Origin of the sequence: Kitasatospora atroaurantiaca (assembly GCF_007828955.1) — a bacterium.
Classification (GTDB): Bacteria; Actinomycetota; Actinomycetes; order Streptomycetales; family Streptomycetaceae; genus Kitasatospora; species Kitasatospora atroaurantiaca.
Genome location: NZ_VIVR01000001.1, coordinates 7,012,833 through 7,028,363, shown reverse-complemented (window position 1 = coordinate 7,028,363; position 15,531 = coordinate 7,012,833). Strand labels below are relative to the sequence as shown.

The window sequence follows — 15,531 nt, the reverse complement described above, 5'->3', positions numbered from 1 at the left end:
GGAGCGCGGGCTGCTGCCCGAGGACGTACCGACCCCCAGGGAGGCGGGCTGATGCGGATCGCCCTGTTCATCACCTGCTTCAACGACACCATGTTCCCCGGCACCGGCCGGGCCGTGGTCGACGTCCTCGAACGGCTCGGCCACCAGGTCGACTTCCCGCAGGAGCAGACCTGCTGCGGGCAGATGCACTTCAACACCGGCTACCGGCCCGACGCCGTCCCGCTGGTGGAGCGCTTCGCCCGGGTCTTCGGCGAGTACGACGCTGTGGTCACCCCGTCGGCGTCCTGCGCCGGCATGGTCCGGCACGGCCATCCGGTGCTCGCCGAGGAGCACGGCGGGCCGGACCTGGCCCAGCGGGTCGCCGAGGTGACACCCCGGGTCTTCGAGTTCACCGAGTTCCTGACCGACGTCCTCGGTGTCACCGACGTCGGAGCGTACTTCCCGCACCGGGTCGCCTACCACCCCACCTGCCACTCGCTGCGCGGGCTGCGGCTCGGCGACCGGCCGATGGAACTGCTGCGGGCGGTCGGGGGGATCGAGCTGGTCGACCTCCAGGCCGCCGACTCCTGCTGCGGCTTCGGCGGCACCTTCGCGGTCAAGAACGCCGAGACCTCCGGCGCGATGCTCGCCGACAAGACGGCGGCGGTCCGCGGAAGCGGCGCCGAGGTGCTCTGCGCGGCCGACAACTCCTGCCTGATGCACATCGGCGGCGGACTCTCCCGGCAGGACGCCCCCGTGCGCACCATGCACCTCGCAGAGATCCTCGCCGCCACCGAAGGGAGCGGGCGATGAGCGACCGCGGCGTCGTCTGGCTCGGCTCGCCGTCCTTCCCGGACGCGGCCCGCGAGGCGCTGAAGGACACCCAGCTGCGCGCCAACCTGAAGCGCGCCACCTCGACCATCCGTACCAAGCGCCTCGCGGTCGCCTCGGAGCTGGACGACTGGGAGGAGCTGCGCGAGACCGCCGCGGCGATCAAGCGGCGGACCGCGCGCCATCTCGACCACTACCTGGTGCAGTTGGAGGAGTCGGTCACCGCTGCGGGCGGCACGGTGCACTGGGCCTCCGACGCGGCCGAGGCCAACCGCATCGTCACCGACCTGGTCCGGGCCACCGGCGAACGCGAGGTGGTGAAGGTCAAGTCGATGGCGACGCAGGAGATCGGCCTCAACGAGCACCTGGCCGAGGCCGGGATCACCGCTTACGAGACCGATCTCGCCGAGCTGATCGTGCAGTTGGGCGACGACCGCCCCTCGCACATCCTGGTCCCCGCGATCCACAAGAACCGCACCGAGATCCGCGACCTCTTCACCGCCGAGATGGGCCACTGGGGGCAGCCGGCACCCGAGGGCCTCGGCGACGACCCGGCCGAACTCGCCGAGGCCGCCCGGCGCCACCTGCGGGAGAAGTTCCTCACCGCCAAGGTCGCCGTCTCCGGGGCCAACTTCGCCTGCGCGGAGAGCGGCACCGTCGTAGTGGTGGAGTCCGAGGGCAACGGCCGGATGTGCCTGACCCTCCCCGAGACCCTGATCACCGTGATGGGCATCGAGAAGGTGGTGCCCACCTGGAGCGACCTGGAGGTGTTCCTCCAGCTCCTCCCTCGCTCGTCCACCGGCGAGCGGATGAACCCGTACACCTCCACCTGGACCGGCACCACCGACGGCGACGGACCGCAGGCCTTCCACCTGGTGCTGCTGGACAACGGCCGCACCGACACCCTCGCCGACACCGTCGGCCGCCAGGCCCTCGCCTGCATCCGCTGCTCGGCGTGCCTCAACGTCTGCCCGGTCTTCGAACGCACCGGCGGTCACGCCTACGGCTCGGTCTACCCCGGGCCGATCGGCGCGGTGCTGACCCCGCAACTGGTCGGGGTGGAGAACGCGGCCAGTCTGCCGTTCGCCTCGACCCTGTGCGGGGCCTGCTACGACGCCTGCCCCGTGAAGATCGACATCCCTGAGATCCTGGCCCACCTACGGGCCAAGGTGGTCGAGGCGGACCGGCGGCCACTGAAGCCGCAGGCGCTCGCCATGAAGGCCGCCGCCACCGTCCTGGACTCGCCCCGACTGCTTGCCACCGCCCAGAAGGCGGCGGCCATCGGCGGGCGTGCCATCGCCAGGAAGGGGCGCATCAGGCGGCTGCCCGGCCCGCTGCACGGCTGGTCCGACACCCGCGACACCCAGGCGCCGCCGGCGGAGTCCTTCCGCACCTGGTGGCGCAAGAACCGGGAAGGTGACCGATGAACAGTCGTCATGCCGTCCTCGGCCGGATCCGAGCGGCCCTGGCCGACGTCCCGTCCGAGGAGCGCCCCGAGGACGTGCCCGTCCCCCGCGACTACCGGCGCAGCCACACCGCGCCCGGCGAGGACACCGTGACCCTGTTCGCCGAGCGGGTCGCCGACTACCGCGCCACCGTCACCCGTACCGACCGGGCCCGTCTGCCGGACGCCGTCGCCGCCGCGCTCACCGCGCGCGGTGCCGAACACCTCGCGCTGCCGGCCGGGTTCCCCGTCGAGCTGCTGCCCGCCGGCACCTGGCAGTGGCATCCGGAGCCGCTGGACGTCCCCGCCCTGGACGCCCTGGACGGCGCGATCACGCTCGCTGCCGCCGGCATCGCCGTCACCGGCACCATCGTCCTGGACACCGGCCCGGGCCAGGGTCGACGCGCGCTCACCCTCGTCCCCGACTACCACCTGTGCATCGTGTACGCCGAGCAGATCGCCGCGGACGTCCCCGACGCCCTCGCCAGGCTCGACCCGCGGCGTCCCCTGACCTTCGTCTCCGGACCGTCCGCCACCAGCGACATCGAGCTCGACCGGGTCGAGGGCGTGCACGGCCCCCGCACCCTGGACGTCATCGTCGTCAACCCCACCCCCCTGGAGCCAAGGCCATGAGGATCGCCCTGCACACCCGCGTCCGCGAGGACCGGATCGAGGAGTACGAGGCCGCGCACCGCGCGGTGCCCGCCGAACTCACGGCCGCCATCCGGGCCGCCGGTGTGTCCGCCTGGACGATCTGGCGCAGCGGAACCGAGCTCTTCCACCTGCTCGAGTGCGAGGACTACGCCCGGCTGCTCGCCGAGCTGGAGCACCTCCCGGTCAACATCGCCTGGCAGGCCCGCATGGCGGAACTGCTGGACGTCGTCCACGACTACTCCGAGGCCGGCGCCGCGTCCGGTCTCCCCATCGTGTGGGAGCTGTGACGAACGCGGCACGGCTGCCGTACCGAAAGGCCCGGGGGACCACCCCGGGCCTACCTCTATGCTGCAAGAACCGGACCACCAGGAAGGCGGAGCTGTGCCAGTCACCGACGAGGCGATCGAGAAGATCAAGGCCATGATCGTGAGCGGTGAGCTGCGCCCCGGCGCACGGCTGCCCAAAGAGGCCGACCTCGCGGAGCGGCTCGGCCTCTCGCGGAACTCGCTCCGGGAGGCGGTCAAGGCGCTCTCGTTGATCCGGGTGCTCGACGTGCGCCAGGGCGACGGCACGTACGTGACCAGTCTGGAGCCCGATGTCCTGCTGGACACGCTGGCTTTCGTCGTCGACTTCCACCAGGACGACACGGTCCTGGAGTTCCTGGAGGTGCGCCGTGTCCTGGAGCCCGCCGCCACCGCGATGGCCGCCAGGGTGATGCCCGACGAGGAGGTCGCCGCCCTCGGCGAGATGCTGACGGCTCTGAAGGACGACGCGTCGTTGGAGGAACTCATCGCCAACGACCTGGAGTTCCACCGCCGGATCGCCGCCGGGTCGGGCAACGCCGTGCTCGGCTCGCTGATCGACGGCATGTCCGCTCCGACCGTGCGCGCCCGGATCTGGCGCGGGCTGACCGAGGAGGGCGCTGTGGAGCGCACCCGCCAGCAGCACCTGGCGATCTTCGAGGCGATCGCAGGCCGCCGCGCGGACCTCGCCCACGCGTGGGCCACCGTGCATGTCGCCGGGCTGGAGCAGTGGCTCCGCGACACTCTCGGCGAGGGCGGTTCGGCCCTCGGCTGACGAGCAGATCTCTCGCTGACGCAGCAGATGGCGCCCGTCCGTGGACGGGCGCCATCTGCTGGTTCGGGCTAGGCTCAGCCGACCTTCACCAGGCTCCACTGCTGCTGCGTGCCGCCGTTGACGGCCCACTGGATCACCTGCTGACCGTCCGCCGTACCGTTGCCGTTGTCCAGCGCCTTCCCGCTCACCCGGTTGGTGAGCCGGTAGGAGCCACCGCCGAGCGCCGTGATGCTCCACTGCTGCTGGTTGCTGCCGTTGTCGGGCTGCTGGACCACCGCGGTGCCGTCGGTCGTGCTGCCGCCGTTGTCCAGGGCAAGGCCGCTGCGCTGGCACACCAGCTTGAAGCGGCCCGACTCCAGCCCGGTCACCCGCCACTGCTGCGGCGTACCGCCGTTGAGCGTCCACTGGATCGCCTGGGATCCGGCGGTGGAGTTGTTGCCGTTGTCCAGGGCCTTGCCGCTCCGTGCGCAGATCAGCTCGTAGACGCCGTCGGCGACGACGGCCGGCATCCCGGTGACCTCGACCACCACCACCGAGTCGTTGGCATTGGGGGCGGTGCCCGGCACCGAGACGTTGATGGTGCCGCCGCTGACGGTGTAGTTGAGCGAGGCCGTCGGGTTGTTCATTAGGTAGACGCGGTTGATCGTGTTGGAGATCAGCGGGATCTGCAGCGTGCCGTTGGTGGGCCAGTTGAAGACGTGGGCGAAGAGCTTGCCCGACTTGCGGGTGAACTTGCCCCACGACGGCTCGGCGGTGAAGGGGCTGCCGCTGGTGCCGTAGATGCTGTCCCCGTAAGTCGCCATCCAACTGCCCATGCCCTGGAGGACGGTGACGGATCCCGGGGTGGGCGTGCCGTCCCCCTTGGGGCCGATGTTGAGCAGGTAGTTGCCGTCCCGGGAGACCACCGTGACGAACTCCTGGATGATGGTCTGCACCGACCGGTAGGAGTTCTCGGCCCAGGAGGTGTACCCAGGCGCCGTTCATCGTGGCGCAGGTCTCCCAGGGCCGGCCGAGCGCTTCCGCGGGTACGGTCTGCTCCGGGCAGGCGAAGTCGCCGAGCCCGACGTCGCGCTTGACCCGCTCGTTGACGATCAGGCCGGGCTTGCGAGCGATCAGCCAGTTGTAGAGGTCGACACCGTCGGCCTGGGTCCACCAGTCGGTGAGGGTGGGGGTCGCGGGGTTGGCGCACCAGTCGCCGTCGAACCACAGGATGGCCGGGTCGTACCTGTTGAGCAGCTCCTGCAGCTGCGCCTTCATGTCGGTGATGTACGCCGACCGCGCGCCGAACGACGCCATGTTGGTGTAGTTCGTGGTCTGGTTGACGGTCTGCGAGCTGTGACACCAGTCCATGATCGAGTAGTAGAGCCCGAACTTGATGCCGCGGGACTCGCAGGCGGTCTTGAGCGCGGCCAGCAGGTCGTTCTGGTAGGCGGTGTACTTCGGCAGGGTGTAGGGCTTGGTGCCGGTGGTGTCGGTGAAGCTCGCCACGGCGGAGTCGTACATTGCGAAGCCCTCGTGGTGCTTCGCGGTGATCACCAGGTACTTCATGCCCGCGTTCTTGGCGAGATCCGCGATGGTGTCGGCGTTGAAGGAGGTCGGGTTGAACGGTGCCGTCACCTGGGTCTGGTAGTTGGCCTTCGTCCAGTTCTCGGTGGAGAACGCCCACTCGCCCTGGCCGTGGTAGCTGTAGGACCCGAAGTGGATGAACATGCCGAACCGCGCCTGGTACCACCAGTCCATCTTGGACGGGACCGTGTACGCCTGCGCGGAGTCGGCCAGCAGGACCTGGGGCAGGCCGAACGCCACCGCGCCACCGGCTATGGCTGCGGCCCTGATCAGTTGACGGCGGCTCAGGTTGTCGCGGGACATGTGGGCTCCTCGAGATCGTGCGTGTGGGGGTGCGGTGGGCTACCGGCCGACGGTGTTGCCCCACAGGGCCTTGTCGTCGACGTTGTCCTTGGTGACCAGCGGGGCGGGTAGCTGGTCCTCCAGGCCGTTGGGCAACGAGATGATGGAGGACTGGTGGTCGGTGGGCCCGGGCCGGAAGGTCTTGCCCTCCGCGCCGGCCTGCGCGTAGAAGAGCGCGTACTTCGCGTACAGGTCAGCGGGCTGGGAGACCGTCGCGTCGATGTCGCCCCGGCGGATCGCGTCCAGTTCCTGCGGGATGCCGTCGTTGGAGACGATCGCGATGTGGCCCGGCTGGCCGGCCGGCCTGAGCAGACCTTTCTGCTGGAGCAGGGCCAGGGTCGGCTGCAGGAAGACACCGCCCGCCTGCAGGTAGATGCCGCCCAGATCCGGGTTGGCGGCCAGCGTGGTCCGGAGCTTGGCGGAGGCGATGTCGCCCTCCCAGTCGGTGGCCAGCTCGATCACCTGGATGCCGGGAAACTCGTTCTTCATGCAGGTGGCGAATCCCCGGCTCCGGTCGTAGGCGTTGATGGAGCTCAGCGCCCCCTGGAGCTCCGCGACCTTGCCCTTGCCCTTGAGCTGCTTGCCCAGGAACCGGCAGGCCTTGACGCCGTACTCCACGTTGTTCGCCCGGACCACCATGTAGACGGACCCGTGCTCCGGTTCCGTGTCGACGCTGATCACGCTGACACCCCGGAGAAGGAGAGCGTCGAGGCCCTCGATGTTCTGCGTCGCCTGCGGCGCCATCACCACCGCTTTTGCATGGGCCCGCTGGAAGCCCTCGAGGTTGGCCCGTAGCTGCTCGGCGCCACCCTGTGAGTTGGTGATCGGCAGGGTGCGGACCGACTGCTCGGTGATATCGGCCCGCAGGTAGCGCTCGTACGCCTTCCAGAAGTCCGAGTCGTCGCGGGGCAGGTCGATGCCGATCTTCCGTTGACCGGAAGGCTCTTGCTGTCCCGTCGCGCTGCTGGTGCAGCCGGTGATTCCGGCGAGCAGGACAGCGGCTCCGGCCGTCGCCGCGATGCCGGAGGAGCGAAGTCTCATCGTGCTGATCTCCTTGGCTCAGTACACCGCCGACGCCATCGACGTGGCATGCGGTAACGAGGACCTTACGAGCCTGAAACCTCGCCGACAAGAGGTTAGATCCGATGAATTACTGAGAACGTCCGGAGATTCGCGCCGGATTGGCGCTATTGCCAGGAAACGTTCGCCACATTCATCCGATGGATGAGAGACCGTAGGCCGGCGCGTGGCAGTCAACTCCCGGACGGCCGAACCCGGAGAGCGTCAGCAGGTCGTGGCCGGCACAGGTCGAGCTACGCGATGCCGTAGCACCTGGCGGCCGTTCCGCCGAAGACCTGCTCGCGTTCGTGCGGCGCGAGGTGGGCGGTCAACTCCTCCGCAGCATTCACCACTTGCTCGTAGGTGGCGGCCAGCAGGCAGACCGGCCAGTCGGAGCCGAACATGATGCGATCGGGCCCGAAGGCGTCGAGGGCGGTCTCGGCGTACGGACGCAGGTCGGCGACCGTCCAGGCGTCCGGGTCGGCCTCCGTGACCAGGCCGGAGAGCTTGCAGAACACGTTGGGTTCGCGGGCCAGCTCGCGCAGTCGGCCGGCCCAGGGTTCCAGCTCGCCGCGGGCGATCGGCGGCTTGGAGAGGTGGTCGAGGACGAACGGCTGTTCCGGCAGGGCTCGTACCGCCTCGATGGCGGAGGGGAGCTGGTGGGGCAGGGTGAGCAGGTCGTAGCACAGGGCGGCCTCGCCGACCGTGCGCAGGCCGCGCCGCACGTCGGGGCGGGCGAGCCAGTCCGGGTCCGCTTCGCCCTGCACCAGGTGCCGCACCCCGACGAGCAGGTCACCGCCCGGGCCCTCGCGCAGCTCGGCGAGGGTGTCGGCCATCCCCGGCGAGGTGAGGTCCGCCCAGCCGACCACTCCGGCGATCAACGGATCGACGGCGGCCAGGGCGAGGAACTCCCGGGTCTCGGCCACGTCCGGCAGCACCTGGACCAGCACGGTCCGCTCGATGCGCGCGGCACGGGCCCGAGGTGCCAGGTCGGCCGGGCCGAAGTCGCGCCGGATGGCGGTCAACTCCGGTGCGTCGAGCCAGGTCTGTGGGCGCCGGGCCAGCTCCCATACGTGCTGGTGTGCGTCGATTCTCACGCGCGGTCGCTCCTCGATCGGCGGCGGACGGTGGGACAGCCTCGTTCGGCCCCGGCCCCGGCCCCGGCCTCGGCGCCGGGCACGGCCGACGGCTCGGCTCGCGGCGCCGGAGGCAGGCCGGGCAGGTCAGGGCGAGGGCTGCGGCGGGCCGGCGGGGATCTGCTCGTCCCCTGCGAGGTGCTCGCGCAGCCAGCGCTCGGTGGTGTTGACGTGCATCAGGGCGGCGGCCTGAGCGAGGTTCGGGTCGCGGGCGGCCAGCGCCTGGTGGATCACCTCGTGCTCGGCGATGGTCCGCGCGGCCGCGTCGGCGTCGACCAGGCCGCGCCAGACCCTGGCCCGAAGGGTGCGTCCGGAGATGTGTTCCAGCAGGGTGGCCAGGGTCTCATTACCGGTGGCACGGGCCACCGCCCGGTGGAAGGCCGCGTCGTGCCGGTTCAGCAGCTCGACATCGTCCTGTGCCGTGCGCATCGCCTCCAGGTGCCGTTCCACCTCGGCGAGGTCCGCGTCGGTGATCCGGGCCGCGGCCAGCGCGGTCGCGACCGGCTCGAAGAGCTTGCGCACCTCGGTGAGTTCGAGGACGGTGTCGCCCTGGAGCAGCTCGACCGCGCTGCCGAGACCCTCCAGCAGCAGGCCGGGCGCCAGGCTGGTGACATAGGTGCCGTCGCCCCGCCGGATCTCCAGGACCCGGGCGACCACGAGCGCCTTGACCGCCTCCCGCATCAGGTTCCGCGAGAGTCCGAGTTCGGCCGCGAGCTGCTGCTCCGGCGGCAGCTTGGTCCCGGGGCGCAGCTCGCCGTCCTGGATCAGCTGGCGGATGCGGGCGATGGCCTTGTCGGTCAGTGACACGGCGACAACCTAACAGGAGATCCCATGTCCAGGAAGGCGCCAGGCACCTTCCGTGCCGGATCCCGGCACCTGGACCGGTGGCCCCCGGCGATCCATCCCATGGCTCACCCGCCGGGCCAACCGGTGTAGGCCGTCGCCTGGATGCCGTAGAGCTCGGCGTAGCGCCCCTGCAGCTCCAGCAGCTCCTGGTGGGAGCCGATTTCGGCTCATCGGTCAGAAGAGAGCGGCGCGCCATCACCAGCGCGGCCCGGGGTTCGGCACCTGCCGTCAGGGCGGGGCACGGTCAGCGGACGCGGCGGGTGGGGGCGGACCCGGCCGGGTCCGCCCCCACCCGCCGAGCGGCTCGTGTCAGCTCCAGGGCTGGGCGACCACCCAACTGGTGTCGGCAGCCCAACTGCTGCTGCTGTCCCAGGCGTTGCTTCCCCCGTTACTGGCGACGTAGACCGCGAAGTTGTAGTGGCGCAGGTACTTCGTCGGGTAGTTCACCGACCGGAGGGAGGTGCCCGTCCCGCTGTTGCCCGCGGTGGGGCAGAAGGTGGCGTCCTGGGCGAACAGGCTCCCCCCGTCGTCCGCGCTGAGGTGGAGCGCATAGTTGTAGTGCCGGAGGAACTGGCCGGGCTTGTCGAACGACTCGAAGGTGAGGCAGGAGCTGTTCGCCAGCCCGGCGCGGACGATCCAGGTCGCGTCGGCCTTGAGGGTGGACGAACTCGAGGAATTGACGGCCGAGATGGCGACCTTGTCGTCCGCGTCGTCGTGGGTGAGGTAGTCGCCGGTGCAGCACGCGGTGGTGGCCCGCAGCGACACGCGCGAACCCGGCGTCAGCGTGCCGGTGCCGGTGGCGGCGCTGCTGTAGCCGGCGGCGGCGATGTTGGCCTGGACGGCGTTCTCGGTGGCGTCCGAGGGGTAGCCGGAGGTCATCACGCCCTCGTAGAAGGTGCCCGCCGCGCCCTTGCTGTTGTCACCGCCGATGCCGAGGATGATCGCGCCCTCCTTGTGCATCGGGTTGTAGCCCGACGCGTTGGGTCGCACCCCGCTGTAGTACGTGGACAGCCCGGCCGCCTGGGCGTTGCCCGCCCGGATCGCCCACTGGTTCGGCGCGCCCTTGACGATCGCGGTCAGGAAGCGGTCGCTGACACTCGGGTCGTTGGCGTTGAAGCGGGTGTTCACGCCGGAGAACAGGCCGTTCTCCAGGTCGGCCATCACCCACGGGCCGTTGCCGGTGCCGTAGCCCCAGACCTTGTTGTTGCCGAAGTAGATGGCCTCCATGTGGCCGTTGCCGGTGTCGTTGCTGCTGGTCTCGGCGTTGCCGTAGTCGAAGCAGCAGCCGCCGTTGTAGTGCGTGCCGTCCAGGACCGCGTACATGCCCTCGGGCTGGTCGCCGACGGCGATGCCGTTGGTGTGGTTGTTGCGGTAGCCGGTGCCGGGAGCGACGTAGACGCCGTACGCCTTGTGGCCGCCGACGGTGACCGGGGCCTCGACCGCGTTGGCCAGGTTGTCCGGCCCGCCGGCCGCACCGCCGCCGGGCGCCTGGGTGAGGTGGTTGCCCTTGCCCGACTGGTCGTAGATGACCGTGATCACGCAGCTGGTGCCGGTACAGAAGTCGTCCTGCGCGGCGGCGTTGGCGTACCCGCCCGCGCTCAGCACGCCGATCTCCCTCGTGGCGCCGTCCGTACTGCGCTTGACCTGGTAGAGCGCACCGCCGTACGAGCCGTACAGCGCCCGCGTGGTGCTGTGCGCCGCGACACAGGGCGTACCGCCGGCGGAGTAGATGTCGCACGGACCCTGGGTGGCCGCCTGCGAGGTGGCGGCCGTACCGGTCAGGATACCGGCGGTGAGGGAGGCCGTCAGAGCGGCCCCGAGAACGGTCTTCCGGGCACGGCGGATTAACCGACGGTAGGTCATGGAAGCTCCTGCACGGGTGGGGAGAAGAGCTGTTTTGTTAGCGCTCACAATTTGCGGGTTGCGAGCGCGGGCAGGTCGAGCCCCTGAGGGAGGTGAGCGGCCCACGTCAAGCGACTCCCCACTATCACCATCCGCCGACAGACCGTCAAGACATCTGACAGGGCCAACTACGCTGCCTTGTCGCACCTCTGGACGGGATCCAGACGCCGGGGCTATAAACGTGACACCTGTTCGAAACGTCGGATTTCGCGCTCTCCGCGCCCCGGCGGTCCTTCGACGCCACCTCCAGCACTCGCCACCCACCCTGCCGGCCCGCCACTGTCCCAGCACTTTTGTTAGCGCTAACAGATCGGCGCCGGTCTCCTCCCCCACCCGGAAGGACCAGATCCCGCGATGTCGTCCCCTCCCCTGAACCGCCGAAGCCTGCTCAAGGCGACCGGCGTTCTGGCCCTCGCGCCGGCCGTCGGCCTCGGCCTCGCACCGGCCGCCGCCGAGGCCGCCGAAGCCGTCGGCTCCTCGACGCAGCCGTTCGACCTCGGCCAGGTCCGGCTCACCGCCGGCCGGTTGCGCGACAACCAGGACCGCACCCTGGCGTACCTGCGCTTCGTCGACGTCGACCGCCTGCTGTACAACTTCCGCGCGAACCACCGGCTGTCCACCAACGCCGCTTCCGCGACCGGAGGTTGGGACGCCCCATCGTTCCCGTTCCGCACCCACGTGCAGGGGCACTTCCTCAGCGCGTGGGCCCAGGCCTACGCGGGAACGGGCGACACCGTCTGCCGCGACAAGGCCACCTACATGGTGGCCGAGCTGGCCAAGTGCCAGGCCAACAACGCCGCCGCGGGGTTCTCCGCCGGCTACCTCTCGGGCTTCCCCGAGAACGACTTCGCCCAGCTCGAGTCCGGCTCGCTCAAGAACGGCAACGTCCCCTACTACTGCGTCCACAAGACCATGGCCGGCCTGCTCGACGTGTGGCGCCTGACGGGCAGCACCCAGGCCCGGGACGTCCTGCTGGCCATGGCCGGCTGGGTCGACCAGCGCACCGGCAGGCTCACCCAGAGCCAGATGCAGGCGCTCATGGGCACCGAGTTCGGCGGCATGAACGAGGTGCTGGCCGACCTCAACCTGCAGACCGGGGACGCGCGCTGGCTGACGGTCGCCGAACGCTTCGACCACGCCGCCGTGTTCGACCCGCTGGCCGCCGGCCAGGACCAGCTGAACGGCCTGCACGCCAACACCCAGGTGCCGAAGTGGATCGGAGCCGTCCGCGAGTACCGGGCCAGCGGGACGGCGCGCTACCACACCATCGCCTCCCAGGCCTGGACGATCTGCACCAGCAGGCACAGCTACGCCATCGGCGGGAACAGCCAGGCCGAGCACTTCCGCGCTCCCGACGCGATCGCCTCCCAGCTGACCAACGACAACTGCGAGCTCTGCAACTCGTACAACATGCTCAAACTCACCCGTGAGCTCTGGCAGTTGGACCCCAACCAGGCCGCATACTTCGACTTCTACGAGCGCGCCCTGCTCAACCACGTCGTCGGCGCGCAGAACCCGGCCGACCCGCACGGGCACATCACCTACTTCACCCCGCTGAAGGCCGGCGGCCGCCGCGGCGTCGGCCCGGCCTGGGGCGGCGGCACCTGGAGCACCGACTATGACTCCTTCTGGTGCTGCCAGGGCACCGGCATGGAGTCCAACACCAAGCTGGCGGACTCCGTCTACTTCCGCGACGGCACCACCCTGATCGTGAACCTGTTCGTGCCCACGGTCCTCACCTGGGCCGAGCGCGGCCTCACGGTCACCCAGACCACCTCGTACCCCGCGGAGGACACCACCACGCTCAAGGTCACCGGCAGCGCCGGCGACACATGGTCGATGCGCATCCGCATTCCGGCCTGGACGTCCGGTGCCACCGTGAGCGTCAACGGCACGGTGCAGAACATCGCCACCACGCCGGGCAGTTACGCCACCCTCACCCGCTCCTGGGCCTCCGGCGACACGGTGACCGTCAAGCTGCCCATGCGGGTCGCGCTCCGGGCCGCCAACGACAACCCGGACGTCGCCGCGGTCACCTACGGCCCGGTCGTCCTGTGCGGCAACTACGGCAGCACCGCCCTCGCCGCGCTCCCGGTCCTCGACCCGGCGTCGATCACCCGGACCGGCACCACGGGCCTCGCCTTCACCGCGACCGCCAACGGATCGTCCGTCAACCTCGGCCCGTTCCACGACGCGCAGGGCTTCAACTACTCCGTCTACTGGAACACCAGGGGCACCACCGGATTCCGCCTGCTCAACGCGGGCAGCGGGCTCGTCCTCGGCGTGCAGAACATGTCCACCGCGGACGGTGGGCCCGCCCTCCAGTGGGGCGACAGCGGAACCGCCGACCACGACTGGGGGCTCGTGGTCGACGGCACCGCGCTGCGTCTGCGCAACGCCAACAGCGGCAAGGTCCTCGGCGTGCAGAACATGTCCACCGCCGACAACGCCTCCGTGCTCCAGTGGTCGGACAACGGCACCGCCGACCACCGGTGGACCGTCGTCGAGACGGCCGACGGCTCACACGGCCTGCGGAACGCCAACAGCGGCAAGCTGCTCGGCATCGCCGGCGCCTCCACCGCGCAAGGCGCCTTCGCCGTGCAGGTCCCGGACACGAGCTCGGCCACCAGCCGGTGGTGGTTCGTCCCGACCGGCACCCGGCGCATCCAGAACGTGGGCAGCGGGCTCCTGCTCGGCGTGCAGACCATGTCGACCGCCGACGGCGCCCTGGTGATCCAGTGGGGCGACAACGGCACCGCAGACCACCTGTGGACCGCGGTGGTCGACTCCGGAGGCTACCTGCGGCTCAAGAACTCCAACAGCGGCAAGGTCCTCGCCGTGGAGGGCGGCGGCACCGCCAACGGCTCCAGGATCGTCCAGTGGACCGACAACGGGGCCGCGGACCACCGCTGGCGCCTGCGACACGGCGGCGGCGACACCTTCCGCATCCAGTCCGCCGTCAGCGGCCGGGTCCTCGGCGTCTCCGGGGCGTCCACCTCCCAGGGCGCCCAGGTCGTCCTGTGGGACGACAACGGCACGGCCGACCACCTCTGGCGCTTCCTCTGAGTGTGTAGCCGAGGTCGGCACGTACAGTGCCGCCGCGGCCCGACCGGAAGATCATCTTCGCGAAGACCGTTCCGGCCCCGGTCGCGGCGGCCCGCTCAGCGCGCTGCCCGCCACCGCTCCCGGCGAGGCCCCCGACGCGGCCGACTCCTCCGCCCGCGGCACGGCCGCTGAGCTCGTCCTCCCTTCTTCTCCTTCGACGCCCCGAGCACCACCCCCGCCGGCGCCAACCCGACCGCCATCCTGGTCAGGAGCGGCGACTCCAACTACCTCGCCACCAACGTCCTGGTCGGCAACCTGCCCCTTCAGGTCGTCCTGGACGCCAGCACCACCGGCACCAAGGTGATCTACAGCGCCCGGACCGGCCAGCTGACCGCCTACGCCTTCATCCCCACCCCGTGATCGGGTGGGCCCCGCTGCAGGTTGCGCGGCTGGCGCGAGCCGCCGGAGCACCAGCCTGGTCCGTTCCAGAGCACCGATCTCGACCGCCGCGCCGATCCAGGCGGCACCGAACGCCCGTACCGAAAGCGACTCGCAGATGTAGAGGGGCGTCAGCTCCCAGTGCTCAGCCATGCCCCGTCGGGCCCCGGCCGGCGGTGCGCCTCAGCGGCGCGGCCGCTGTTCGCCGGAACCCCGCACGACCAGGCGGGTGTCGATCACCGTCGTGCGCGCCGAGCCGCGGTCGCCGTCCAGCCGTGCGAGCGCGGTCCGCCCGGCTGCGGCTCCGATCGCCGCCGGATCCTGGGCGACCACGGTCAGTGGGGGCTCCAGGATGTCGGCCAGCGGAATGTCGTCGAAGGCCACCAGGGCCACCTCCCGCCGCTTGGCCTGGGCAAGGGCGACGACCGTCCCCATCGCGGCGAAGTTGTTGGCCGCGAACAGCGCGGTCGGCGGGTCGGGAAGGCCGAGCAGGCGGTCGGTGGCGGCGGCCGCGTCCTGCTGGCTGTGCGCGGCGGCGACCAGCGCCCGGTCGTACGGGAGGCCGGCGGCCGCCAGCGCGTCCCGGTATCCGGCCAGGCGCTCGCGGCGGGTGTACAGCCCGGCCGGGCGGTCGCCGATGAAGCCGATCCGCCGGTGCCCGTATGCGATCAGGTGCGCGACGCCGGTGCGGGCGCCGTCCCGGTTGGAGCTCACCACGCAGTCGGCGGCGAGACCGGTGGCCGGCCGGTCGAGGAAGAGCACCGGCACTCCGGTGGCCCGCGCGGCCTTCAGGTACGCGTGGTCGGATCCGACCGCCGGCGCCACCATCAGCGCGCTGACCCGCCGCGCCAGGAAGGTGGAAATCAGATCCCGCTCGCGCGCCGGGTCGTCCCCGGACGACCCGAGCAGCAGGGTGAGCCCTCGCCCGCGGACAGCGCTCTCGATGCCGCCGGCCACTGTGCCGAAGAACGGGTTGCCCATGTCCGGGACGACCAGGCCGATGGTGGTGTCCGGCCCGCCGGTTCGGATGTTTCGGGCCATCAGGTTCGGTTGGAAGCCCAGCCGCTCGACTGCGGCCAGCACCTTCTCCCGTGTTGCCGCCGACGTCGGACCGTCGCCGTTGAGCACCCGGGAGACGGTCTTGGCGCTCACGCCGACCTCCTGGGCGACGTCGTGCAGCGTCGGGCGGCGGGTCGCGGGCATGTACCACCG

The 15,531-nt window shown here is 70.7% G+C and carries 11 protein-coding genes and 2 pseudogenes; 7 read left to right on the top strand and 6 right to left on the bottom strand.

What is annotated here, in order from left to right:
- Positions 1 to 51: 51 nt before the first annotated feature.
- The 5 genes from FB465_RS31570 (at position 52) to FB465_RS31550 (ending at position 3,985) form a co-directional block, all read left to right on the top strand.
- Positions 52 to 792, top strand: a complete 741-nt coding sequence (locus FB465_RS31570; RefSeq protein ID WP_145796066.1) for a (Fe-S)-binding protein — start codon at positions 52 to 54, stop codon at positions 790 to 792.
- Positions 789 to 2,237: a LutB/LldF family L-lactate oxidation iron-sulfur protein gene (locus FB465_RS31565; RefSeq protein ID WP_145796064.1), complete on the top strand. Its 1,449-nt coding sequence runs from the start codon at positions 789 to 791 to the stop codon at positions 2,235 to 2,237. The genes FB465_RS31570 and FB465_RS31565 overlap by 4 nt, the downstream gene beginning before the upstream one ends.
- A complete protein-coding gene (locus FB465_RS31560; RefSeq protein WP_145796062.1) occupies positions 2,234 to 2,887 on the top strand; it encodes a LutC/YkgG family protein in 654 nt (217 codons plus the stop codon). Before FB465_RS31565 ends, FB465_RS31560 begins: the two co-directional genes overlap by 4 nt.
- Positions 2,884 to 3,195: an L-rhamnose mutarotase gene (locus tag FB465_RS31555; protein WP_145796060.1), complete on the top strand. Its 312-nt coding sequence runs from the start codon at positions 2,884 to 2,886 to the stop codon at positions 3,193 to 3,195. The genes FB465_RS31560 and FB465_RS31555 overlap by 4 nt, the downstream gene beginning before the upstream one ends.
- 94 nt (positions 3,196 to 3,289) lie before the next feature.
- Positions 3,290 to 3,985 carry a FadR/GntR family transcriptional regulator gene (locus FB465_RS31550; protein ID WP_145796058.1) on the top strand — a complete coding sequence of 232 codons (696 nt, stop codon included), beginning with the start codon at positions 3,290 to 3,292 and terminating at the stop codon, positions 3,983 to 3,985.
- Positions 3,986 to 4,062: 77 nt separating this feature from the next.
- On the opposite strand, the pseudogene FB465_RS31545 reads toward FB465_RS31550, so the two are convergent.
- The 5 genes and pseudogenes from FB465_RS31545 to FB465_RS31525 form a co-directional block, all read right to left on the bottom strand.
- A pseudogene (locus FB465_RS31545) lies at positions 4,063 to 5,806 on the bottom strand (alpha-L-fucosidase); the annotation flags it as partial.
- 87 nt (positions 5,807 to 5,893) lie between these two features.
- Positions 5,894 to 6,934 carry a sugar ABC transporter substrate-binding protein gene (locus tag FB465_RS31540; RefSeq protein ID WP_145796056.1) on the bottom strand — a complete coding sequence of 347 codons (1,041 nt, stop codon included), beginning with the start codon at positions 6,932 to 6,934 and terminating at the stop codon, positions 5,894 to 5,896.
- Positions 6,935 to 7,206: 272 nt separating this feature from the next.
- Positions 7,207 to 8,049 carry an amidohydrolase family protein gene (locus tag FB465_RS31535; protein WP_145796053.1) on the bottom strand — a complete coding sequence of 281 codons (843 nt, stop codon included), beginning with the start codon at positions 8,047 to 8,049 and terminating at the stop codon, positions 7,207 to 7,209.
- Positions 8,050 to 8,175: 126 nt separating this feature from the next.
- The gene (locus tag FB465_RS31530) at positions 8,176 to 8,895 is read right to left on the bottom strand and encodes a FadR/GntR family transcriptional regulator (RefSeq protein WP_145796052.1); all 720 of its coding nucleotides are present in this window, start codon (positions 8,893 to 8,895) and stop codon (positions 8,176 to 8,178) included.
- A 348-nt stretch (positions 8,896 to 9,243) separates the two neighbouring features.
- Positions 9,244 to 10,797, bottom strand: a complete 1,554-nt coding sequence (locus tag FB465_RS31525; protein WP_145796050.1) for an alpha-L-arabinofuranosidase B — start codon at positions 10,795 to 10,797, stop codon at positions 9,244 to 9,246.
- A 393-nt stretch (positions 10,798 to 11,190) separates the two neighbouring features.
- Here FB465_RS31525 and FB465_RS31520 point away from each other — a divergent pair, with 393 nt between their 5' ends.
- Both FB465_RS31520 and FB465_RS38010 read left to right on the top strand, forming a co-directional pair.
- Positions 11,191 to 13,902, top strand: coding sequence for a beta-L-arabinofuranosidase domain-containing protein (locus tag FB465_RS31520; protein WP_145796048.1), 2,712 nt, complete (start codon positions 11,191 to 11,193; stop codon positions 13,900 to 13,902).
- A gap of 222 nt (positions 13,903 to 14,124) precedes the next feature.
- Positions 14,125 to 14,301, top strand: a pseudogene (locus FB465_RS38010) (hypothetical protein); the annotation flags it as partial.
- A gap of 201 nt (positions 14,302 to 14,502) precedes the next feature.
- On the opposite strand, the gene FB465_RS31515 reads toward FB465_RS38010, so the two are convergent.
- A complete protein-coding gene (locus tag FB465_RS31515) occupies positions 14,503 to 15,522 on the bottom strand; it encodes a LacI family DNA-binding transcriptional regulator (protein ID WP_145796047.1) in 1,020 nt (339 codons plus the stop codon).
- Positions 15,523 to 15,531: the final 9 nt, after the last annotated feature.

What these genes read in the sequence shown, in the direction of transcription:
- FB465_RS31570 (WP_145796066.1), top strand. Translation starts at nt 52, where the DNA reads ATGCGGATCGCCCTGTTCATCACCTGCTTCAACGACACCATGTTCCCC.
- FB465_RS31565 (WP_145796064.1), top strand. Translation starts at nt 789, where the DNA reads ATGAGCGACCGCGGCGTCGTCTGGCTCGGCTCGCCGTCCTTCCCGGAC.
- FB465_RS31560 (WP_145796062.1), top strand. Translation starts at nt 2,234, where the DNA reads ATGAACAGTCGTCATGCCGTCCTCGGCCGGATCCGAGCGGCCCTGGCC.
- FB465_RS31555 (WP_145796060.1), top strand. Translation starts at nt 2,884, where the DNA reads ATGAGGATCGCCCTGCACACCCGCGTCCGCGAGGACCGGATCGAGGAG.
- FB465_RS31540 (WP_145796056.1), bottom strand. Translation starts at nt 6,934, where the DNA reads ATGAGACTTCGCTCCTCCGGCATCGCGGCGACGGCCGGAGCCGCTGTC.
- FB465_RS31525 (WP_145796050.1), bottom strand. Translation starts at nt 10,797, where the DNA reads ATGACCTACCGTCGGTTAATCCGCCGTGCCCGGAAGACCGTTCTCGGG.
- FB465_RS31520 (WP_145796048.1), top strand. Translation starts at nt 11,191, where the DNA reads ATGTCGTCCCCTCCCCTGAACCGCCGAAGCCTGCTCAAGGCGACCGGC.
- FB465_RS31515 (WP_145796047.1), bottom strand. Translation starts at nt 15,522, where the DNA reads ATGCCCGCGACCCGCCGCCCGACGCTGCACGACGTCGCCCAGGAGGTC.